Annotated in this window: 16 protein-coding genes; 6 read left to right on the top strand and 10 right to left on the bottom strand. The window is 65.2% G+C overall.

Going from position 1 to position 20,712, the window contains the following annotated elements:
* Positions 1-52: 52 nt before the first annotated feature.
* The 7 genes from Q9316_RS19350 to polA form a co-directional block, all read right to left on the bottom strand.
* Positions 53-2,461: a glycosyl hydrolase 2 galactose-binding domain-containing protein gene (locus Q9316_RS19350; protein WP_306035361.1), complete on the bottom strand. Its 2,409-nt coding sequence runs from the start codon at positions 2,459-2,461 to the stop codon at positions 53-55.
* Between the two features lie 50 nt (positions 2,462-2,511).
* Positions 2,512-3,480: a DUF1839 family protein gene (locus Q9316_RS19345; protein WP_306033183.1), complete on the bottom strand. Its 969-nt coding sequence runs from the start codon at positions 3,478-3,480 to the stop codon at positions 2,512-2,514.
* A gap of 1 nt (position 3,481) precedes the next feature.
* The gene (locus Q9316_RS19340; RefSeq protein ID WP_306033182.1) at positions 3,482-4,396 is read right to left on the bottom strand and encodes an amino acid--[acyl-carrier-protein] ligase; all 915 of its coding nucleotides are present in this window, start codon (positions 4,394-4,396) and stop codon (positions 3,482-3,484) included.
* A gap of 4 nt (positions 4,397-4,400) precedes the next feature.
* The gene (locus Q9316_RS19335) at positions 4,401-5,573 is read right to left on the bottom strand and encodes an acyl-CoA dehydrogenase family protein (RefSeq protein WP_306033181.1); all 1,173 of its coding nucleotides are present in this window, start codon (positions 5,571-5,573) and stop codon (positions 4,401-4,403) included.
* Positions 5,570-5,824, bottom strand: a complete 255-nt coding sequence (locus tag Q9316_RS19330) for an acyl carrier protein (RefSeq protein ID WP_306033180.1) — start codon at positions 5,822-5,824, stop codon at positions 5,570-5,572. Before Q9316_RS19330 ends, Q9316_RS19335 begins: the two co-directional genes overlap by 4 nt.
* A gap of 313 nt (positions 5,825-6,137) precedes the next feature.
* Positions 6,138-7,187, bottom strand: a complete 1,050-nt coding sequence (locus tag Q9316_RS19325; protein WP_306033179.1) for a glycoside hydrolase family 5 protein — start codon at positions 7,185-7,187, stop codon at positions 6,138-6,140.
* A gap of 95 nt (positions 7,188-7,282) precedes the next feature.
* On the bottom strand, positions 7,283-10,270 hold the full coding sequence (gene polA / locus Q9316_RS19320; RefSeq protein ID WP_306033178.1) for a DNA polymerase I: 2,988 nt from the start codon (positions 10,268-10,270) through the stop codon (positions 7,283-7,285).
* A 410-nt stretch (positions 10,271-10,680) separates the two neighbouring features.
* Between polA and Q9316_RS19315 the strand changes: the two genes are divergently transcribed.
* The 5 genes from Q9316_RS19315 to Q9316_RS19295 all read left to right on the top strand — a co-directional run bounded on the left by Q9316_RS19315 (position 10,681) and on the right by Q9316_RS19295 (position 16,678).
* Positions 10,681-11,121 carry a MarR family winged helix-turn-helix transcriptional regulator gene (locus tag Q9316_RS19315; protein ID WP_306033177.1) on the top strand — a complete coding sequence of 147 codons (441 nt, stop codon included), beginning with the start codon at positions 10,681-10,683 and terminating at the stop codon, positions 11,119-11,121.
* Positions 11,122-11,202: 81 nt separating this feature from the next.
* The gene (locus Q9316_RS19310) at positions 11,203-12,594 is read left to right on the top strand and encodes a dipeptidase (protein ID WP_306033176.1); all 1,392 of its coding nucleotides are present in this window, start codon (positions 11,203-11,205) and stop codon (positions 12,592-12,594) included.
* 200 nt (positions 12,595-12,794) lie between these two features.
* Complete coding sequence (locus Q9316_RS19305; protein WP_306033175.1) at positions 12,795-13,742, top strand: lysylphosphatidylglycerol synthase domain-containing protein; 948 nt, start codon at positions 12,795-12,797, stop codon at positions 13,740-13,742.
* A gap of 101 nt (positions 13,743-13,843) precedes the next feature.
* Complete coding sequence (locus Q9316_RS19300) at positions 13,844-14,284, top strand: BA14K family protein (RefSeq protein ID WP_306033174.1); 441 nt, start codon at positions 13,844-13,846, stop codon at positions 14,282-14,284.
* A gap of 165 nt (positions 14,285-14,449) precedes the next feature.
* Positions 14,450-16,678 carry a transglycosylase domain-containing protein gene (locus Q9316_RS19295; protein WP_306033173.1) on the top strand — a complete coding sequence of 743 codons (2,229 nt, stop codon included), beginning with the start codon at positions 14,450-14,452 and terminating at the stop codon, positions 16,676-16,678.
* Positions 16,679-16,752: 74 nt separating this feature from the next.
* Here the strand turns inward: Q9316_RS19295 and Q9316_RS19290 are convergent, their stop codons facing one another.
* From Q9316_RS19290 to Q9316_RS19280, 3 genes are read right to left on the bottom strand one after another with little or no spacing between them, the layout of a single operon-like run.
* Positions 16,753-17,121, bottom strand: a complete 369-nt coding sequence (locus tag Q9316_RS19290; protein ID WP_306033172.1) for a hypothetical protein — start codon at positions 17,119-17,121, stop codon at positions 16,753-16,755.
* 47 nt (positions 17,122-17,168) lie between these two features.
* Positions 17,169-17,537, bottom strand: coding sequence for a hypothetical protein (locus tag Q9316_RS19285; RefSeq protein ID WP_306033171.1), 369 nt, complete (start codon positions 17,535-17,537; stop codon positions 17,169-17,171).
* Between the two features lie 3 nt (positions 17,538-17,540).
* Complete coding sequence (locus tag Q9316_RS19280; RefSeq protein WP_306033170.1) at positions 17,541-18,254, bottom strand: hypothetical protein; 714 nt, start codon at positions 18,252-18,254, stop codon at positions 17,541-17,543.
* A gap of 485 nt (positions 18,255-18,739) precedes the next feature.
* Between Q9316_RS19280 and dnaK the strand changes: the two genes are divergently transcribed.
* Positions 18,740-20,650 carry a molecular chaperone DnaK gene (gene dnaK, locus Q9316_RS19275; protein ID WP_306033169.1) on the top strand — a complete coding sequence of 637 codons (1,911 nt, stop codon included), beginning with the start codon at positions 18,740-18,742 and terminating at the stop codon, positions 20,648-20,650.
* The last annotated feature ends 62 nt before the right edge of the window (positions 20,651-20,712 follow it).

Genomic DNA, 20,712 nt, shown 5'->3' with positions numbered 1-20,712 from the left:
CGAAAATCACCGATGATTTCTTGCAATCCGCCGGCTTTCACCGGCGGAAAGCTCAGAACGAGATAATGGCGTCGACGCCGAGGCCGCGGATTTCGCCCTTGGGTCTTGCGGCCGGATCGGTGCCCGGCCGTGGGGCAAGGCCGACGGTCTTCACCCCGCCCGGCGCAAGATGGAACCAGTTGTCCGACGGCACGAAGCCCTCGGCCTCGATGACGACGGACTGGGCGAGGCGGTCGGCCGACAGGTCCAGCAACCAATCCTCCCCGACCTGGCGAAGTCCTGCCGTCACGACGGCGGGGACCATCGCCGCGGGGCGGCCGCGCGGGAAATGGAAGGCTTCTGCCATCACCGTCCCATCCGCCTCAGCAAGCCTGCCGACCGTCACGTCATGGGCGGGCGGGCCGAAGCGGAAGGCATAGGTCGTGTCGAAGAAGGCGCCGAAGAGATCGGTCGCCGGCAGCGTCAGCGCCGCATGCGGGCCGAGCGCAAACTCCCTCCGGCCGGAAACCACCGGCTGGCGGCCATGGCGCAGGCAGGAAAGTTCCAGCGTCACGCGCCGTTCGGTCGCGCCGTCATTGAGGACATGCACGTCGAGCCCGTTCGTGCCCTCGTCGGTGAGCACGATCTGCATCGGGCGGAAGGCGCGGCGCAGCGCGTGCCAGGCGGATTTCGGCAGGCCGGTCGCATCGACCACGCCCCAGCCGGCACCGGGCAGAAGATCCTGGAAGGCCCAGACCAGCGCGCCGTTGCAGGTGGCGTGCGGGCGGCGCCATTCGGCGAAGGTCGCCTCCATCACCTCGCCGACGGCGGCGCGGGAGAGATCGAGATAGCGGGCCGGGTCCTCGCGGCGCAGGCGGGCCGGATCCTCGCCGTAGAGGAGGCCGAGATAGTGGTCGCGCACGTCCTCGAAATCCCAGGAGGCGTTGCGATCGCGCGGCACACGCGCCTTCCAGCGCGGATCGTGCACGGCCGGCACCGGCAGGTGCGCGTCGAGCGTCACCTGTTCCGGCACATTGGCGAAGGCGAGGCTTTCGGCGGCAAAGCGCACCCCGGCGCGGCGCGCATCCTCCAGCGGCCGGCAATAGGCGCCGACGCCGTAATAGTGCGTCACGCCCGCATTCGGCGCGAAGGGCATGGCGCCGCCACTCGGCGAATTCTCGACATAGGGCACATCCGGCCGGTTCGCGGCGGCGAGCGCGGGCAGGATCTCGCGGGTCAGCGGGCCGGCCCAGGCGTTTTCCGGCAGGCCGAGCATCGCCGCCTGCTGGTCGATCTCGCTGCCGCCGCACAGCACCGCGAGCGACGGCGAGGCGGCATTGAGATCGAGGAACTGCGCGATTTCCCGGCGCACGTTCTCGATAAAGGCCGCGTCATTAGCCGGGTAATCGAAATTGGCGAACTGGAAGTCCTGCCAGACCATCAGGCCAAGCTCGTCGCAGAGTGCGAAGAATTCCGGCGTCTCGTAGGCCATGGTGCCGCCGATGCGCAGGATGTTCATGTTCGCTTCGGCGGCGAGCTTCAGCAGCGCTTCGTAGCGCGTGCGCTCACCCGGCAGGTCGACGATGTCGGCATTGGTCCAGACAGCACCGCGGCAGAAGATTTTCGTGCCGTTGACCCGCAGCGCAAAATCCCTGCCATCCGCGCCGCGGTCGATCTCGATGCGGCGGAAACCGGTGCGGCCGGCCTTATGGCGCTCGCCATCCACGACAATGTGGACGTCATGCAGTGCCGGAATGCCATGGGTGCGCGGCCACCACGCTTCGGCACCGGGGATAGCGAGGGTTGCGCCGAAGGAGCCGTTTCCATCCGGCACGGCATCTGCCGAGATACCGGCGCATTCGACGGTCGCGGCCGTCGCGCCGTCCAGCGCGAAGCGGATGGCAAGCCGGCCGGTGCCATCGGGGTCGAGGGCCGCAGAGAGCAGGATGCCGGACGGAAGCGCCGGGGCCGGGCGCGATAGCCGCACCGGCCGCCAGGGACCGGCGGCGTGAACCTCGGGGCACCAGCCCGGCATGCGGCCGAGCAGCGTGGTGCGCACGAGGCGCAGGCCCTGCGGCGTGATCATCTGCGGACGCCAGCGGGCGCGGGGACCGCGCTTTTCCAGATGCGGCTTTAGCGCGCGGAAGCAGAGGACGAGACGGTCATGGCCGGAGAGCGTGACCGGCAGGCCGTGGCGCACGAACATGCTATCGGACGTCAGCAGCAGCGTGCCGTTCCACCAGATCTCGGCCATCGTCGCGAGGCCGTCGAAATGCAGCACCGCATCACCCGGCGCCTCGTCGGAAAGGTCGAGCGTATACCAAGCGTCGAGATGGTCGAGTGGTTCGGGCGCCGTCCGGTCGAAACGGCCGGCACGCTCCAGCGCGCCGGCGACCGTGCCGGGCACGGGAGCGTCGATGGCGCCGGAAAAGTCAGCGAGCGCCGCCGGGTCGGCGGCCGCGCCGGCCGGCGTCAGGATCATGCGCCAGCCGGCGGCCAGCTCTTTTCCGGTGGAAGACACCCTTCCCTCCTTCAGCCGAGGCGGGCGGCGAGTGTCGCCATCAGCCTGTCCCAGGCCTCGGCGGCCGGGTCGAGCGCGGTCGCCAGCGGCGCGAATTTGCGGCGCGTCACGGCGCGGGCAAGCTGGAACTGCACGGACTTCGCCGTCTCGGAAATCTTCCGCGCAGCGTCGGCGGCGTCCGCCAGGCCGCCATCCGGCGCGAGCCAGTCGAGATGGCTGCCGGCCAGCTCGAAATTGGCGCCGAGCTGGCGCAGCGTGTTGAAGGCATATTTGTGGAAGAAGCCGAAGGGCCGCTCCGCCACCGCCTCCACCTGCTGCGGAAACACGCTGGCGAAGGCCGCCACCGGATTTTCCGCCGGACGCCGGGCGAAATGGAAGGCGGCGAGGCGATTTGCCTCGCGGCGCAGATGCGCCTCACCGGGCTGCTCCGCCGGGAATTTCGCGAATTCCGTATAGGGCAGGAAGGGCAGGTCCTCGGGGCCGTCGTTCAGGTGGAACAGGCCGTCGAAATCCTCGCCCTCCAGCCGGAAGAAGCCGGCATTGTGGAAATAGTCGAGCCGTTTGTTCGCAAGGTCCAGCCGGTTGACCGCCACCGTCGTCTTGCCGTGCTCCTGCCCGTAGGCGACGCCGCGCGTATCGGGCATGTAGAAGCTATCCATCTCGATGAGGCAGAGACGACCGCGCGCGATCTGGGTCGCGACATGGCTCTCCACCCGGTCGAAGATGGCAAGCTCCGTGCAGCGGATGCCGTAGAGGGTTTCGAGGTCCTCCAGCGGCACCTTGAAGAAGGTGAACTGGTCGCCCTCGAAATCCTGCGTCAGCGAGAAGCCGAGCATCGCCTCGGGCCGGGTGCCGAATGCGTTCAGCACCTCGATCCAGAGGTCGACATAGCAGTTCGTCTCCGGCCACATGCGCTCGGGATCGTGTAGCGCATGTGGCTGGTAGGTCTCGGGGTCAAGCCCGGCGAAGATGGCAGCCATGTCAGTCCTGGTATCCCAGCACCTTGCGCACGTCCGCCGGCCAGGCGGCGATGTCGAGGCCGTGACGGGCGAAGAGCGCGAGCGCGATGCGCTCCAGGCCGAAGCCGACGCAAGCGGTGTGCGCGACATCGCCGTTCTCGAGGTTGAGGCCCCATTTCGCGCCGAAGGCGTCCTGATGGTAGTTGAAGCTCATGCAGGCCGTCGGCTTGGCGGCCGACGTCACCGGGATCAAGAGCTCGAACTTCAGGTTCTGGTCGCGCTGGTTGTTGGCCATCATGCGGCCGGCGCGGCCGAAGAACGGGTCGTTCGCCACGTCCATCGTCACGTCGAGGCCGACCTTGGCCATCATCTCCAGGCCGCGGTCCATCCAGGTCTGGCGGAACGTCGTCACATGCTCCTGCGTGCCCATGCAGACATATTCGCGCATGCGGAAGAGCTGCTGGCGGGCCGGGTCGTTCGAGGGCTCATGGCGGAAGCAGTAGGACTGCAGGTCGTAGAGCCCGCCGCCCGCCGGCAGGCGGCCGCGCTTGGCGATCGTCGGGTAGAGCGGATAGCAGGCCGCCGGTGTCAGCACGATGTCCGTCGCCTTCTGGTCCTTCGTCCAGTCGCCGCCCACCTCCATGCATTGCAGCAGGCTCATATGGTCGAGGTCGCCGCCGCAGAAGCTGTGCACCGTGCCGGCAAGCTGCGGGAAGCTCTTCATGTAGCCCGAAGACTCGAAATGCGCCCGGTTCATGCCCGGCGGGAAGCGCATGGCTTCCGCGCCGTCGGCGCCGCCATAGGCGTCGATCAGCCGCTCGAAGCGGGCGATGACGTCCTCGAAAGCGCCGCTGCGGCCGTAGAGGCCTTCGACGCCGGTGTCGATGAGCAGGCCCGTATCGAAGAGCCGGTCGAGAAGAGAGGTTTGCATATCCATTGTGTCACCCGATCAGGCTGGTGTCCTGCTTGTGCACAAGCAGGAGGTTCGACGTGTTGCCGAGGATGCGGTCGTTGGAGATCATGAGTTGGGCGGAATGCGCGTCGCGCAGGTGCCGGCCGAGGCTGAAGGGCGTGCCGTTCTTGTAGCCCATGATGCCGCAGATCAGCATGGCCTGGTTGATGATCGTCAGGATCGTCTCGGAGGAGGCGATCTTCACGTTGTTCATCGCGACGGCAAAGCCCATGGAGGAGAGCCGGTCCGGATCCGCCTTGGCCGCCTCGTATTCGCGAAGACCGGCGACGGTGCTGGACTTCACGAGCTGGAGCAGGTTCGAGGCTTCCGCAAGGCGCAGCGCGCCGGGCGGCGCGACGCCGGGGCTCTTGCGGGCCGCGGCGCGCACGAAGGCCTGCGCGCGGGAGACCGCGTTGACGGCGATGCCGTACCAGACCGCGCTCCACAGGAGATGCGAGGTGGCGAGCATCGACTGGGCGGCGATCTCGGCGAAGGGCTTCGGGAAGATCTGCTCCTTCGGCGCCTCGCCCTTGAAGAGCCAGCCGTCCGAGCAGGTGCCGCGCATGCCGAGCGTATCCCAGACGTGGGTCTGCTCCAGCGTGTACTGGTCCCTGGTGAAGACGGTCATGACCTGGTCGGTCGAGGCGGCATCCGCATGGGCGCGGGAGGTGATGAGAATGGCGTCCGCATTGGCGCCGTAGGAGATCACCGTCGCATCCTTGGTGAGGCGGCAGAGGTCACCCTCGATCTCGACGGCGCAGATGCTGTTGCGCAGGTTGCCGCCGATGCCGCCCTCGGTCGTCGCCGAGCCGAGCAGCAGCTGGCCGTCCGCCACGCGCCGCATGAAGGCGGCGTGCCAGACGCTTTCCTGCCCGTGCGTGACGAGGCTCGACAGCTTGATGTGGTGCATGGCGAAGACCATGGCGGCGGCCGAGCAGCTCTGGCCGATCAGCGAACAGACCTCGGCGATCTCGGAAAGCGAGGAATCCTCGCCGCCGAGCGCGGCGGGGATCTGGATGGACAGCAGCCGTTCGGCGATCATGGCGTCGACCGCTTCCCGGGGGAAACGGCCCTTGGCGTCCACGTCGTCGGCATGGGCTGCGGCCACCGCGGAGACGCGCTCGGCGCGCTCCGTGAGGCTGGAACCGACGGTGAGGGTCATTCGGCGGCCTCCGCATTGCCGACCAGGCTTGCGACCGCCCGCGTGATGGCATCGACGCTCTGGAAGGACTTGCGGTTGAGCAGGTTGTCGGGGAATTCGACGTCGAAGGCTTCCTCGATGCCCAGCATCACCTGGACCGAGGCGAAGGAAGAAAGACCCGCCGCATAGAGATCGGCATCGTCCGCCAGCTGATCGACCGGCACCGGGAGAGCGCCGTGTTTGCCCAGGATGTCACGGATCTTCTGCTTCATGTCTTTCTCCATCGTTTCTTCGTCGGCCGGACAGCAGGCCTTTGCTTATCGTTCCCGAAAGGCATAACCGGCGGTTGATAAGATCGGCTGAAGGGACATGGATAAGAATTCGTGAAGCCCCTTGGGAGGGCGCTCCAGCATGAGACGACCCATTGTGGAACTTCGTGAAAAAAGGCCGAATAGGCCCGGTTTCCCAGGCTGTTGCGCGAATCGCCAGGTGTATCACGGCGGAACGATTCAGCCCCGTTGAGGGTCCGTTAGCCATAAACGCAGAGCGTGCAGGAAAACCGCAAATTCGGGCTTTGAAAAACCGTCAGGGCAGCGCGGGGCAGCTTCCCGCCGCCTCGGACGGGTTCGCGCCGGCAACGAGCGCGGCCATCTGCGGGCGGTCCCCTTCGGCGGTCGGCTGGATGTTGAGCGGCTCGTCCGCCGGCCACCAGTCGCCTGCCGCCCAATAGGTCCAGCCGGTCCAGACCCCGGTCTCCCTGCCGACGAGCGCCGTCATGCGGGCGAGCCCGTCGAGGCAGGCGGGATCGGCGGAGGCGCCGAACTCGCCGAGGAAACCGCGCTTGCCGTTGCGCTTCAGCCAGTCGGTAAAGCGCTCTAGCGCCTTCACCGCGTCGTCCGCCCGCTCGCAGGTCTTCGCCTTGCCGGAAAAGTCCGCGTCGAGATACTGGTGCACCTCGTAGGCATGATTGTTCGCCGGGTCCTCGACGGCGAGCATCACGGTGCCGTTGGCGCCGCCGTCGCGCTCCTCCTCCCAGCTATGCGCGCCGGTCCAGATCGTGCCGGGGACGAGAACGAGGTTCGTCGCGCCGGTCTTTCGGATGGCGGCGATGGCGGCATTGGCGGAGGCGAGCCATTGCGTCGCCGTCACGTCGTAGGGCTCGTTCATCAGGCCGAACTGCACGCCCTGGTCATCCTTGTAATCCTCGGCCAGCCGCTGCCAGAAATCGGCGAAGGCGCCGTCCGGCACCGCGTCCGAGCCGATCCGGTCCTTGCCGTAATAGGCGTAGTTGTGCGGGTCGAGGATGACGGTCATGCCGGCCTTGCGCAGCGCCTTCACCGCATCGGAAAGCCGCGTGCGCTCCGCCTTGTCGAAGCCGCGGCCAAGGCGCGGCTGCAGGCGCTCCCACTTGAAGGGAAGCCGCACGGCGTTGAAGCCCTTGCCGGCGAAATAGGCGATCGTCTCGGCGGACGGATAAGTATAGTCCTTGCCGTAGGTGCCGCGGCCCTCGCCGAATTCGGCGCCGGCCAGATTGATGCCCTTCAGGCAGGCCGCGCCCGCCTCAAGCGGAATAGCGATTGCCGCCATGGTCGCCACCAGCCGAAAGAGCGCCTTCGCGCCGGTCGAGGATCGCATGCCTTTGCCTCCGTTCCGGCTGAGGCACCGGTCCGCCTTGGTTTGCGCCGATCAAGCGGCAACCGGCGTTAAGGCCACGTTAAGCCGGGCGCCGCTCAGTGCGCCTCGTCCCAGTTGACGGCCGCGCGCGCATCCACCTTCAGCGGCACCTTCATCGACACCGCCGGCATGGACGCGTTCTCCATGACATCGACGATGACGGGGATCGCCTTGTCGACCTCGCCGTCCTCGACCTCGAAGATCAGTTCGTCGTGCACCTGCAGCAGCATGCGGGCGGAAAGGCCGGCGGCCGTCAGCGCCGGCTCCATCTTCACCATGGCGCGGCGGATGATGTCGGCGGCCGAGCCCTGGATCGGCGCATTGATCGAGGCGCGCTCATTGAAGGCGCGAACCGAGGGGTTGGACGACTTGATCTCCGGATAATGCGCCCGGCGGCCGAAGATCGTCTCGACATAGCCGTTCTCGCGGGCGAAGGCCTTGGTGCTGTCCATGTAGTCCTTGATGCCCGGGAAGCGCTCGAAATACTTCTTGATGTAGTCGCCGGCCTCCGAGCGCTCGATGGAGAGCTGGTTGGCAAGGCCGAAGGCCGAAATGCCGTAGATGATGCCGAAATTGATCGCCTTGGCGCGGCGGCGGACTTCCGACGGCATGCCCTCGACCGGCACGCCGAACATTTCGGAAGCCGTCATCGCATGGATGTCGACGCCGTCGGCGAACGCCTGCTTGAGCTGCGGGATATCGGCGACATGGGCGAGCACGCGCAGCTCGATCTGGCTGTAGTCGGCCGAGACCAGCTTGTGGCCGGGCGTCGAGATGAAGGCCGTGCGGATCTTGCGGCCCTCGGCGGTGCGCACCGGAATGTTCTGCAGGTTCGGATCGGAGGAGGAAAGACGGCCGGTCGTCGTGGCGGCGAGCGCATAGGACGTGTGCACGCGCTTCGTCTCGGGATGCACGAAGCCGGGCAACGCGTCGGTATAGGTGGATTTCAGCTTGGTGAGCTGGCGCCAGTCGACGATCTTGCGCGGCAGGGGAATGCCCTGGGCGGCGAGGTCTTCCAGAACCTGCGCGGAGGTCGACCACTGGCCCGTCTTGGTCTTGGACGCGCCGGGCAGGCCCATCTTGCCGAACAGGATGTCGCCGAGCTGCTTGGGCGAGCCGATATTGAAGCGTTCGCCGGCCAGTTCGTAAATCTCGTCCTCGAACGCCGCCGCGCCCTGCGCCAGCTCGCCGGAAAGGCGCGAGAGCACCTGCCGGTCGATGGTGATGCCGCGCTCCTCCATGCGGGCGAGCACGGGCACCAGCGGGCGCTCAAGCCGCTCGTAGACGGCGGTCATGTGATCGGCCGAAAGCCGCGGCTTGAGCACATGCCAGAGCCGTAGCGTCACGTCGGCATCCTCGGCGGCATAGGCCGTGGCGCGGGAAATATCGACCATGTCGAAGGTCTGCGCGCCCTTGCCGGAGCCCGCGACATCCTTGTAGGCGATCGGCTTGTGGCCGAGCCAGCGTTCCGAGAGCGTGTCCATGCCATGGTTGCCGGCGCCCGCATCGAGCGCATAGGACATCAGCATCGTGTCGTCGAAACCCTCGACGGTAATGCCGTGCCGACGCATGACGAGGTAGTCGTATTTGAGGTTCTGCGCGACCTTCAGGACGGACGGGTCCTCCAGCAGCGCCTTCAGCCGCTCCAGCGCGGCGCGGACCGGGATCTGCCCCTCGGCGAGCCCGCCGCCGAGCAGGTCCCCGACGCCGGTCTTGTGGTTCAGCGGCACGTAGCAGGCGCGGATCACCGTGCCGGAGGGGTCCTTGGCATTGTCGGCGATGGCCAGCGAGAAGCCGCACAGCTCGGCCTGCATGGCGTCGAGCGAGGTGGTTTCCGTGTCGAAGCCGACAAGGCCGGTTTCGCGCGCGGCGGCGATCCAGCGGTCGAGGCTGTCGAGATCGCGCACCGTCTCATAGGTGGAATGGTCGATGGGCGCGGCGGAGAAGCGCTCGGCCCGTGCCTTCGCGAGCGCCGAGGGCGTCGCTTCGCCGGGCTTGGCGGTCGGCAGCAGGGTCGCGGCCGCCTCGGCCGCCGTCTCGTTGCCGTCGAGAACCAGGGCCGGGCCGGCGACGTCGCCCTTGTCGAGGTCCGGGCCATGCGCCTCGGCGCCCCATTCGACCGGCACGTTCGCCGCCTCGATGGCGCCGGCGTCGCAGTCGCAGGCTTCCGCGACGCGGCGCGTCAGGGTCGTGAATTCCATCGCCTTCAGGAAGCCGATCAGCTTGGGGCCGTCCTGCGGATGAAGGACCAGATCGTCCAGCGGCATGTCGAGCGGCGTGTCGGTCTTCAGCGTAACGAGCTGCCTGGAAAGCAGCACGAGCTCACGATTGGCGACGATATTCTCGCGCCGCTTGACCTGCTTGATCTCCTCGGCGCGGGCCAGCAGCGTGTCGAGGTCGCCATATTCCTCGAGAAGCTGGGCGGCGGTCTTCGGGCCGATGCCGGGAACGCCGGGCACGTTGTCGGTCGAATCGCCCGTCAGCGACTGGAGGTCGATCATCTTTTCCGGCGGCACACCCCATTTCTCGATCACTTCGGGAATGGAGATCTGCTTGTCCTTCATGCCGTCATACATCGAGACGTTCTCGGTCACGAGCTGCATGAGGTCCTTGTCGGAGGAGACGATGGTGACGCCCGCGCCGTCGGCTTCGGCAAGGCGGGCATAGGTGGCGATCAGGTCGTCGGCCTCGAAGCCTTCCTTCTCGATGCAGGGCAGGTTGAAGGCGCGCGTCGCATGGCGGATGAGGCCGAATTGCGGGATCAGGTCTTCCGGCGGCGCGGTGCGGTTCGCCTTGTACTGGTCGTAGAGCTCGTTGCGGAAGGTCTTCGAGGAATAGTCGAAGATCACGGCGAAATGGGTCGGCGTCACGCCCACGTCGGTGTTGCGCGCATCCTTCAGGAGCTTCCACAGCATGTTGCAGAAACCCGAGACGGCATTGACCGGCAGCCCGTCCGACTTGCGGTTGAGCGGCGGGATGGCATGGAAGGCGCGGAAGATGAAGCCCGAGCCGTCGACGAGGAAGAGATGATCACCTTTTTTCATGGGGGAATGGATAGCGCGGGCCGCTTGCGGCGTCTATCTTTCATTGCGCTCCAGGGCCCTTTCAAAGGGGTGTCGAAGCCTCACACGAACGTTACCAATTTGTAATTTTCGCGGGCGTTCGAATCCCTTGAAAAGCCACATTCGGACACACAAATACTACTCATCGGCACCTGATCAAGCCGCTGTCTGGCATCCCGGCCTGTCCCCCGCCGCGCCAGACAAGGACAAAGGCCTCATCCCCCTCTCCGGGCCTTTGTCCATAATTCGAGCGAAGCCGCCGCGACAAGCCTCCTGTCGTCGGCGGCTTCCCGCATTTGGGGCAAACTCCACCGTCTGCAATCCCCATCGCCTCAATCCCCCATCGCCTCAATCCATTGTCATCGGCCGCGAACCGGCATAGCTTCCGCTTCATGGACTTTGACCGGACGGCGTCGGCGACCTATCTCGCCAATCTCCTGGCGAAGGCGGCGTCCCGCGCGCTCCATGCGCGGGCGGACGGGGCCGGCTTTGCGCCCGGCCAGTTCCCGGTCCTGCTCGAACTGTGGAACGGCGACGGCCTGACCCAGCGCGAACTTCTCGACCGGCTCGACATCGAGCAGGCGACCATGGCCAACACGCTCTCGCGCATGGAGCGCGACGGCCTGATCTCCCGCCGCCGCCACCCGAAGGACAGGCGGGCCCAGCTCGTCTTTCTCACCACCGAGGGCAAGGCGCTGCAGGAGACGGCGCTCGCCGCGGCCAGCGCGACGGAAGAAGCGCTTTTCCAGGGCTTCCGGCGCTTCGAGCGGGAGCTTCTTCTCGAGTATATGCGCATGGTGCTGGCCAATCTCGGCCGCGAGCCGCGCGTCTGACCGTCGCAAAGCCGTCAGAGGATTTGCCCTCCCCGACACGATCGGTCTAATGTCGCCGCGCAATTCGCAAGGGATTCGACCATGACAAATATCCTGCCCGTCCTCGACCGCGCCAGCGCCGGCATTCCCGCCAGCCTCGAACGCCTGTTCGAACTCGTGCGCATCAAGTCCATCTCCACCGATCCGGCCTTCAAGACGGAATGCCGGCGGGCGGCCGAATGGCTGGTCACGGAACTGCGCACGCTCGGCTTCGATGCGACGGTGCGCGACACGCCCGGCCATCCGATGGTCGTCGCCCATCACGACGGCGCGAGGCCGGATGCGCCGCATGTGCTGTTCTACGGTCACTACGACGTCCAGCCGGTCGATCCGCTGAACCTCTGGGACCACGATCCCTTCGAGCCGGCGGTGCGCGAGGTCGAGGGCGGCCGGCGCATCATCACCGGCCGCGGCACCTCCGACGACAAGGGCCAGCTCCTCACCTTCGTCGAAGCCTGCCGCGCCTACAAGGAAACGGCGGGCGCGCTGCCCTGCCGTGTCACCATCCTCTTCGAAGGCGAGGAGGAATCCGGCTCGCCGTCGCTGAAACCCTTCCTCGAAGCCAATGCGGCGGAATTGACGGCGGACTTCGCCCTCGTCTGCGACACCAGCATGTGGGACGCCGATACACCGGCGATCTCGGCGGGCCTGCGCGGCCTCGTCGGGGAAGAGATCGTCGTCAAGGCGGCCGACCGCGACCTGCATTCGGGCTATTTCGGCGGCGCGGCGGCAAACCCGATCCACATCCTCACGACGATCCTCGCGGGCCTGCACGACGAGACCGGCCGCGTGACGCTCGAAGGCTTCTACGACGGCGTCGAGGAGACCCCGACGCAGATCAAGGCCGCATGGGAGAAGCTCGGCAGCTCGGCGGAGAGCTTCCTGGGCGAGATCGGCCTGTCGATCCCCTCCGGCGAGAAGGGCCGTTCCGTGTTGGAACTCACCTGGGCGCGCCCGACGGCCGAGGTCAACGGCATCACCGGCGGCTATACCGGCGAGGGCTTCAAGACGGTGATCGCGGCCGAGGCCTCGGCCAAGGTCTCCTTCCGCCTCGTCGGCAAGCAGGACCCGGCGAAGATCCGCGATGCGTTCCGCGCCTATGTGCGTGCGAAGATCCCGGCCGACTGCTCCGTGACGTTCCACGCCCATGGCGGCTCGCCGGCAATCCAGCTTCCCTACGATTCGTCCCTGCTCGGCAAGGCCAAGTCGGCGCTTTCCGACGAATGGCCCAAGCCCGCCGTCGTTATCGGCATGGGCGGCTCCATCCCTATCGTTGGCGATTTCCAGAAGATGCTCGGCATGGAATCCTTGCTCGTCGGTTTTGCGCTGTCGGACGACCGCATCCATTCGCCGAACGAGAAGTACGAACTGCGGTCCTTCGAGAAGGGCATCCGCTCCTGGGTGCGCATCCTGGCGGCACTCGCCGCGCGTTGACGCAGATGTGATGACAAAGTTGGCCGGCGTTAACCCGAGCGCACGGAAATGCTGGCCAACTGAAAAACGACAAGAGCCGCACGCCGGCAGGCGATGACAGGCCCGCACGATGGGGAAGGGGTGAGGATGGCGCCAGCACGGATCGCGAAGGACCTTTGCTGCTCGGGCAACAGGGCAACGGAAACCGGGGGCAAGGCAGGATGAAGCGGCTGAAGAAATTCTTCTGGCCGCTCGTCAGCACCGCCGCCATCGTCCTGTCGATCTATATCCTCTACAAGGACCTGCGCGGCCTTTCGCTCGACGAGTTCATGGCGAGCATCCACGCCATTCCGATGTCAGGCTGGATCCTCGCCTCGCTGGCGACGCTCGTCGCCTATGCCGCGCTTGCCGCCTACGACCATCTGGCGCTGGAGCATCTCGGCCACCGCATCTCCTTGTGGTTCATCACCATAACGTCCTTCACCACCTATGCGCTGTCGCACAATATCGGCGCCTCGGTCTTTTCCGGGGCGCTGGTGCGCTACCGCGCCTATACGTCGAAAGGGCTGACCGGGTCGGAGGTGGGCGTCCTCGTCGCCTTCTGCTCCTTCACCTTCGCGCTCGGCACCATCATGCTGTTCGGCCTCGTCCTGGTGCTGGAGCCGGAGATCATCGGGCGTTTCGCCGATTTCCTGCCCATAGAGGCGGCGTTCTCGACGGGCATCATCATCCTCATGCTGGTCGCGCTCTACGTCGTCGGCAGCCTCGTCGGCTTCCGGCCGGTCAACACACGCTGGCTGAAGCTGGAATATCCAAAGCCCTCTCTTGTCTTCCGCCAGCTGATCATCGCGCCGATCGAGCTGATTGGTGCTGCCGCGATCATCTATTTCGTGCTGCCGGCGGAGGGCAATCCGGGCTTCTTCGTCGTGCTCGGCATCTTCCTCGCCTCCTTCTCGGTCGCGCTGCTGTCGCACGCGCCGGGCGGCATCGGCGTCCTGGAACTCGTCTTCATCGCGGGCCTGCCGGACATGGACCCCGCGGCGGTGCTGGCGGCGCTCGCCGTGTTCCGGCTCTTCTACCTCATCATCCCCTTCATCATCGCGCTGGTCGTCATCCTGATCTTCGAGCGGTCGCGTTTCCTTGCACGGGCGAGCGACGGCGAGGACTGAAACCATGGATAGTTTTGGTTCATCCTGCGTTCAGTCGAATTCTTTCATGCTATGATCCGTCTAGATCACTGTGAAACAGTGACTATCCAAGGGAGACCGACATGAAGTCAACGATCAAGACCGGCCTTTCCGCCGCCATGGCGGTCGCCATGTTCGCCACGGCCTTCGTATCCACACCGGCCCTTGCCGTGCCGATGTCGAAAATCGGCATTTCTCAGTCCTCCGACGTCGAGCAGGTGCAGTACCGCCGCGAACGTCGCGGCTGGTACGGCGGCCATCGCGGCTATCGCTACGAGCGTCGCGGCTATCGCCGGCACTCGGACGGCTGGTGGTATCCGCTGGCAGCCTTCGGCGCGGGCGCGATCATCGGCGGCGCGATCGCCAACGACGGTTATTCCCGTCCTCGCGAGCGCTACGAAGGCAGTGTCAATCCGCGCCACATCGACTGGTGCTATGCGCGCTACCGCTCGTATCGCGAATACGACAACTCGTACCAGCCGAACTACGGCGGTCGCCGCGAGTGCCTTTCGCCCTACTATTGAGGCCTTTATTGCGGGCGGCCTTCGGGCCGCCCGATCCCTTCCGGACGAAGAATGCCTTGTCGCCAAAGTGACACGCGCGCGTTCACCGCTCCTTAACCACCCCTTAAATCGCCGCATTTAAAGTCCAACGGACGGCAACGTTTCCGAGGGCATATCCGACCGCTTATGGCAGGCAACCGAAAATCCCAGCGCATCGAACCGTCCTTCCAGGGATCGGCAGGCCGCGACGACGATGATTTCCACGTCGGCGCGGGCGATCGCGTGGCGGGCGGCACGGGTGGCCGCAAGGGGCGCGGCAAGCCGCCAAAGGCCGAGCGGCCGCGGCGCGGCTCCGGCCGGCAGCGGGGCGCTTCGGGCGGCCTGTTCGGGCTGTTCCGCAAGCTCTTCTACTGGTGCGTCGTGCTCGGCATCTGGGGCGCCATCGGTGTCGGCGGGCTGGTGCTCTACTACGGCGCGCGCATGCCGAGCGCCACGAGCTGGTCCATCCCCGACCGGCCGCCGAACATCAAGATCCTCGCCGTCAGCGGCGACACGATCGCCAATCGCGGCCTGACGGGCGGCGAGGCGCTGTCGCTGGAAAACATGTCGCCCTATATTCCGCAGGCCGTCATCGCCATCGAGGACCGCCGCTTCTATTCGCATTTCGGCGTCGATCCGCTCGGCCTTGCCCGCGCGATGTTCACCAACATCACGACCGGCCGCATGGTGCAGGGCGGCTCGACGCTCACGCAGCAGCTCGCCAAGAACATGTTCCTCTCGCCCGAGCGCACGCTGGAGCGCAAGGTGCAGGAAGTGCTGCTCGCCTTCTGGCTCGAGCACAAATATTCCAAGGACCAGATCATCGCGATGTATCTCAACCGCGTGTTCTTCGGCTCCAATTCCTATGGCGTGGAGGCCGCCTCGCGGCGCTACTTCAACAAGTCGGCGCGCGACGTGAATCTCGGCGAGGCCGCGCTGCTCGCCGGCCTGCTCAAGGCGCCCTCGCGCCTCTCTCCGGCGCGCGATCCGGAGGCGGCCGAGGCACGCGCCCAGGTCGTTCTCGGCGCCATGCGCGAGGAAGGCTACGTCACCGACAACGAGATCAAGACCGCGATGTCGCAGACCCCGGCGCGCGCCAAGAGCTACTGGTCGGGCGCCCAGCACTATGCCGCCGACATGGTGATGGCGCAGCTACCGGGCATGATCGGCGACATCAAGGAAGACCTCGTCATCGACACGACGATCGACCTCGACCTCGAGAAGAAGGCCGACGAGGCGATCACCGCGCAACTCGAAAAGGACGGTACCAAGTCGAACGCCTCGCAGGCCGCGCTCGTTTCCATCGACGGCACGGGCGCGATACGCGCGCTGGTCGGCGGGCGCGACTATGCGGAAAGCCAGTTCGACCGCGCCTCGAAAGCCAAGCGCCAGCCGGGCTCGGCCTTCAAGCCCTTCGTCTATGCGGCGGCGCTGGAAGCCGGCCGCTCGCCGCTTTCGGTGCGCAACGACGCGCCGGTGAAGATCGGCAAGTGGACGCCTGAGAACTACGACCAGAAATATCGCGGCGAGGTGACGCTCGCCTCGGCGCTCGCCAATTCGCTGAACACCATCGCGGCGCAGCTGGTCATGGAAGTCGGCCCGGACGAGGTAATCAAACTCGCCCGCCGGCTCGGCATCGAATCCGAGCTGCAGTCGAACGCCTCGATCGCGCTCGGCACCTCGGAAGTGACGCTGGTCGAGCTGACCGCCGCCTATGCGCCCTTCATGAACGGCGGCTACAAGGCGACGCCGCACATCATCCGGCGCATCTCCACCGCCGACGGCAAGGTGCTCTACGAGAACACCTACGACAATCCGCCCCGGGTGCTGGAGCCGACCATCGTCTCCCAGATGAACGGCATGATGATGCGCGTCATCACCGAGGGAACCGGCAAGAACGCCCGCATTCCCGGCTGGCAGGCCGCCGGCAAGTCCGGCACGACGCAGTCCTTCCGCGACGCGCTCTTCGTCGGCTACACGGCCAACCTGACCACCGGCGTGTGGTTCGGCAACGACGACGGCAAGTCGATGAAGAAGGTGACGGGCGGCGGGCTTCCGGCCAAGGCCTGGAGCGAGTTCATGACCGCCGCCCATGCCGGCCTGTCGCCCTCCCCGCTGTTCGGCACGGCGAACGGCGATCCGCTGCAGGGCGGCACCCAGCCGGTGCCGCAGGAAGGCGGCGACGAGCTCTTCGACATCATCTCCCGCACGCTCGGCACCGACGAGCGGCCGGCTGACCACGGCGCGGCCGTGGCGAGCGACGGGACGGGCGCCGTCCCCCTCGACGACGGCCTCATCCCGCCCGCCGATGTCGGCGGCGAGCGGCAGACCGGCACCCGGCGCACGACACTCCTCGACGTCCTCCTCGGCGGGTGATGCCGAACGCCCCTTGCGCCGTCGATGCATGGCACGACCACCGGTAACGAGTGACAGCGCTGGTCGCACCGTCTCTATCCCCAAGCGATGGTGACGTTTGACGGTTCGACCGGATGATCCATCCAGACCCGGATGCGGGTTTTTGCAGAAGGCACCTGCAAAATCGCATATTGAGGCTCATTCGCGTCAAACAGAATGATCTCTCTGTTTGGCGTATTCAAAATAGTGTCGCAATCCGGCTTCCGAGCCTCTACGATCTCGGAATACGGCCCGAGCGTCACATTCGTGTCTCCGTCACTCCAGTAGTATGCCGGGATGTTGACGCAATCATCGGAAACGAAGATTCCTTGCCGATCCATATGAACCGGGATATCGACGTCCCGGCGACCCGCAACATAAAAGCTTATATATTCCGGAGCGATTGAAATGCGTTGCACGGTCATCGCATGGAACCTCATCTTCGAAAAATTCCCTTGATAAAACTGTACAACTATCCCCACGCGACAACGACATTCTCCGGCTCAGTAGGATGATCGATCCAGACCCGGATACGAGTTTCCACGGATGGTACATACGCTATGGCATACTGAGGCTCGTTGGCATCAAACAGGATAAGCTCTTTGTTCGGGGTATTTATAATGCCATCGAAATCGGGCTCCCTTATCTCCGGAATCTCGGAAACCGGGCCAAAATCCACACGGGTGTCTCCGTCGTTCCAATAGAGCGCGGGAATGTTGATACAGTCAGGTGACGCGAATATTCCTTGCTTATCCATATGAAGGGGGATTTGCACCTTCCGATGCCCAGCAACATATATACTGAGATATTCGAGCGCGATCGTAAGTGTTTCTACTGGCATCGATTAGCGCCCTCCTTGAGAGATTAGTCCACCCTGAGATTTACTGCACCACGCGCAATGCGGATAAATTCGACTTGGCTTGCCAAGCGATTTTGGCACCTGATGGTCGCCGATAAAATGGCCCTTCCTGGTTCCCGGTGTCTTTATACCACACCAATGGCATCCGTATGTGCGGCCAATGCGGTCGATTTCCGCCTGCTGCGCCCTATTAAGCCGCTTGTTGGCTGCCGGTGAAGCTATCCACTCCGTTGCATACGGCCCAATCCCGGTGCGCGGTAATCTCAACTGGAGCGCGCGGAGCAGAGCCTCCTGTGCCGTTGCTTCGTTCGCGCGGATCAGCCCTTCGACCGTTTCATAGACCTGCGGCGTCGGCTTCCAGTTCGGTTCGCGCTTCTGAACGGCGCGCAAGGCCTCCCGCATCCGGCCGACACTGACCACCAGCCGCGCCTCCTGCGCCGGCGTGACGGCCTGCCAACGGCCGAGGATGCGAACCTGTCCTGCGCCGCGCGGGCCGCGACGGCTGACGAGGATCGGCCGGCCGTCGTCGCCTTCCGCGACCCACTGCCCGCCATCAGGACTGCCCGCGGGCACGCGTGGCTGTTCGGGACGAAAGCCGGCCTTCAGTCGGAGGAACAGCGCCAGCGCCCGGATTTCGACGGCGATCGCCGCATATCGGTAACTCAGTTGCAAGATGCTTGCGTCAGTCGGTTCCGTCATTTTCCACATAGTCCGTTTTTCAGTTCAGCCGGACGATTGTGTGCGTGACGGGAGGCAGCGGGGATAAACCGACGCCGGGAAAATGAGGCGGGCCTTGTCAAGCTGCTGACTATGCTGGATGTTTTCTCAGGCGAGGATCGCCGAAACGCGGCTGTTCGTCCTATAGCGGCGGACGCGGGCCTGCCGTTTTCCAGGCCGTGCCTGCCGTCTTCGCGCAAGCACGGCAGGAACTTCGAGCAATCCCTTGAATCGCGCGGGCGATTGGGGTTGATTGCACATCGGGGCGGCAGTGCACGAATTCCTCCGGGACACGCTGATTTCGCGCGCTTTGCGGCTCGCGGATGTCTTGCAGTCGTCTGGAGGGGTCCTTATATACCCCGCAAAGCTTCGGTTCAGGCCGATGCTTTCGACAAGACCATACCATTAGGGGCTGCCAAAAGAATGCCTGAATGGGTTCCGGCAGTTCGCTTGAAGGAGAGAATGACATGGCTAAAGTAATCGGTATCGACCTCGGAACGACCAATTCCTGCGTTTCCGTCATGGACGGCAAGGACGCGAAAGTTATCGAAAATGCCGAAGGCGCGCGTACGACCCCTTCGATCGTCGCCTTCAATGATGATGGTGAGCGCCTGACCGGCCAGCCGGCCAAGCGCCAGGCCGTCACCAACCCGGAAAACACCCTGTTCGCCGTCAAGCGCCTCATCGGCCGCCGCTACGACGACAAGCTCGTCGAGAAGGACAAGGGTCTCGTTCCCTACAAGATCGTCAAGGGCGACAATGGCGACGCCTGGGTCCAGGCCCAGGGCACCGGCTATTCCCCCTCGCAGATCTCCGCGATGATCCTTCAGAAGATGAAGGAAACCGCCGAATCCTACCTTGGCGAGAAGGTCACGCAGGCCGTCATCACGGTTCCGGCCTATTTCAACGACGCCCAGCGCCAGGCGACCAAGGATGCCGGCAAGATCGCCGGCCTTGAAGTGCTGCGCATCATCAACGAGCCGACGGCTGCCGCGCTCGCCTACGGCCTCGACAAGAAGGACGGCAAGACGATCGCCGTCTACGACCTTGGCGGCGGCACGTTCGACATCTCGGTGCTGGAAATCGGCGACGGCGTCTTCGAAGTGAAGTCGACGAACGGCGACACCTTCCTCGGCGGTGAAGACTTCGACATGCGTCTCGTCGAATATCTCGCAGCCGAGTTCAAGAAGGACCAGGGCATCGACCTGAAGAACGACAAGCTCGCCCTGCAGCGCCTCAAGGAAGCTGCCGAAAAGGCCAAGATCGAGCTGTCGTCCTCGCAGCAGACCGAAATCAACCTGCCGTTCATCACGGCGGACGCTTCCGGCCCGAAGCACCTGACGATGAAGTTGACCCGCGCCAAGTTCGAAGCGCTCGTCGACGACCTCATCCAGCGCACTGTCGCACCGTGCAAGGCAGCCCTCAAGGATGCCGGCGTCACGGCGGCCGAGATCGACGAAGTCGTTCTCGTCGGCGGCATGAGCCGCATGCCGAAGGTGCAGGAGACCGTCAAGCAGCTGTTCGGCAAGGAGCCGCACAAGGGCGTGAACCCGGATGAGGTGGTCGCCATGGGCGCCGCCATCCAGGCCGGCGTCCTGCAGGGCGACGTCAAGGACGTTCTCCTCCTCGACGTGACCCCGCTGTCTCTCGGCATCGAAACGCTGGGCGGCGTCTTCACCCGTCTGATCGAGCGCAACACGACGATCCCGACGAAGAAGAGCCAGACCTTCTCGACCGCCGAGGACAACCAGTCGGCCGTAACCATCCGCGTCAGCCAGGGCGAGCGCGAAATGGCCGCGGACAACAAGCTGCTCGGCCAGTTCGACCTCGTCGGCATTCCGCCGGCACCGCGCGGCATGCCGCAGATCGAAGTCACCTTCGACATCGACGCCAACGGCATCGTGCAGGTCTCGGCCAAGGACAAGGGCACCGGCAAGGAGCACCAGATCCGCATCCAGGCTTCCGGTGGTCTCTCCGACGCCGACATCGAGAAGATGGTCAAGGACGCCGAGGCCAATGCCGAGGCCGACAAGAAGCGCCGCGAGGGCGTCGAGGCGAAGAACCAGGCCGAAAGCCTGATCCACTCCTCGGAGAAGTCGCTGAAGGAATATGGCGACAAGGTCACGGAAGCCGACCGCAAGGCCATCGAGGACGCGATCGCCGCCCTCAAGACCGCGGTGGAAGCCTCCGAACCGGACGCCGAGGACATCAAGGCCAAGACCAACACGCTCATGGAAGTCTCCATGAAGCTCGGTCAGGCGATCTACGAGGCCCAGCAGGCCGAAGAGGGTGCCGCCTCGGCTGATGCCGGCGACAACGTCGTCGATGCCGACTACGAGGAAGTCAAGGACGACGATGATCGCAAGAAGTCGGCCTGAGCCTCCAGATTTGCCGGCCGCGCCACGCGCGGCCGGTAGGAACGGATAGCAATAAGGCGGAA

It is taken from the genome of Shinella zoogloeoides (assembly GCF_030733845.1).
GTDB lineage: Bacteria > Pseudomonadota > Alphaproteobacteria > Rhizobiales > Rhizobiaceae > Shinella > Shinella zoogloeoides_C.
Note: the sequence above shows the minus strand (reverse complement) of the source record. Positions and strands in the feature narration are given on the sequence as shown.

Excerpts from the sequence above, each read along its gene's own strand:
- Q9316_RS19350 (WP_306035361.1), bottom strand. The coding sequence starts at position 2,461 with ATGATCCTGACGCCGGCCGGCGCGGCCGCCGACCCGGCGGCGCTCGCT.
- Q9316_RS19345 (WP_306033183.1), bottom strand. The coding sequence starts at position 3,480 with ATGGCTGCCATCTTCGCCGGGCTTGACCCCGAGACCTACCAGCCACAT.
- Q9316_RS19340 (WP_306033182.1), bottom strand. The coding sequence starts at position 4,396 with ATGGATATGCAAACCTCTCTTCTCGACCGGCTCTTCGATACGGGCCTG.
- Q9316_RS19335 (WP_306033181.1), bottom strand. The coding sequence starts at position 5,573 with ATGACCCTCACCGTCGGTTCCAGCCTCACGGAGCGCGCCGAGCGCGTC.
- Q9316_RS19330 (WP_306033180.1), bottom strand. The coding sequence starts at position 5,824 with ATGAAGCAGAAGATCCGTGACATCCTGGGCAAACACGGCGCTCTCCCG.
- Q9316_RS19325 (WP_306033179.1), bottom strand. The coding sequence starts at position 7,187 with ATGCGATCCTCGACCGGCGCGAAGGCGCTCTTTCGGCTGGTGGCGACC.
- polA (WP_306033178.1), bottom strand. The coding sequence starts at position 10,270 with ATGAAAAAAGGTGATCATCTCTTCCTCGTCGACGGCTCGGGCTTCATC.
- Q9316_RS19315 (WP_306033177.1), top strand. The coding sequence starts at position 10,681 with ATGGACTTTGACCGGACGGCGTCGGCGACCTATCTCGCCAATCTCCTG.
- Q9316_RS19310 (WP_306033176.1), top strand. The coding sequence starts at position 11,203 with ATGACAAATATCCTGCCCGTCCTCGACCGCGCCAGCGCCGGCATTCCC.
- Q9316_RS19305 (WP_306033175.1), top strand. The coding sequence starts at position 12,795 with ATGAAGCGGCTGAAGAAATTCTTCTGGCCGCTCGTCAGCACCGCCGCC.
- Q9316_RS19300 (WP_306033174.1), top strand. The coding sequence starts at position 13,844 with ATGAAGTCAACGATCAAGACCGGCCTTTCCGCCGCCATGGCGGTCGCC.
- Q9316_RS19295 (WP_306033173.1), top strand. The coding sequence starts at position 14,450 with ATGGCAGGCAACCGAAAATCCCAGCGCATCGAACCGTCCTTCCAGGGA.
- Q9316_RS19290 (WP_306033172.1), bottom strand. The coding sequence starts at position 17,121 with ATGACCGTGCAACGCATTTCAATCGCTCCGGAATATATAAGCTTTTAT.
- Q9316_RS19285 (WP_306033171.1), bottom strand. The coding sequence starts at position 17,537 with ATGCCAGTAGAAACACTTACGATCGCGCTCGAATATCTCAGTATATAT.
- Q9316_RS19280 (WP_306033170.1), bottom strand. The coding sequence starts at position 18,254 with ATGACGGAACCGACTGACGCAAGCATCTTGCAACTGAGTTACCGATAT.
- dnaK (WP_306033169.1), top strand. The coding sequence starts at position 18,740 with ATGGCTAAAGTAATCGGTATCGACCTCGGAACGACCAATTCCTGCGTT.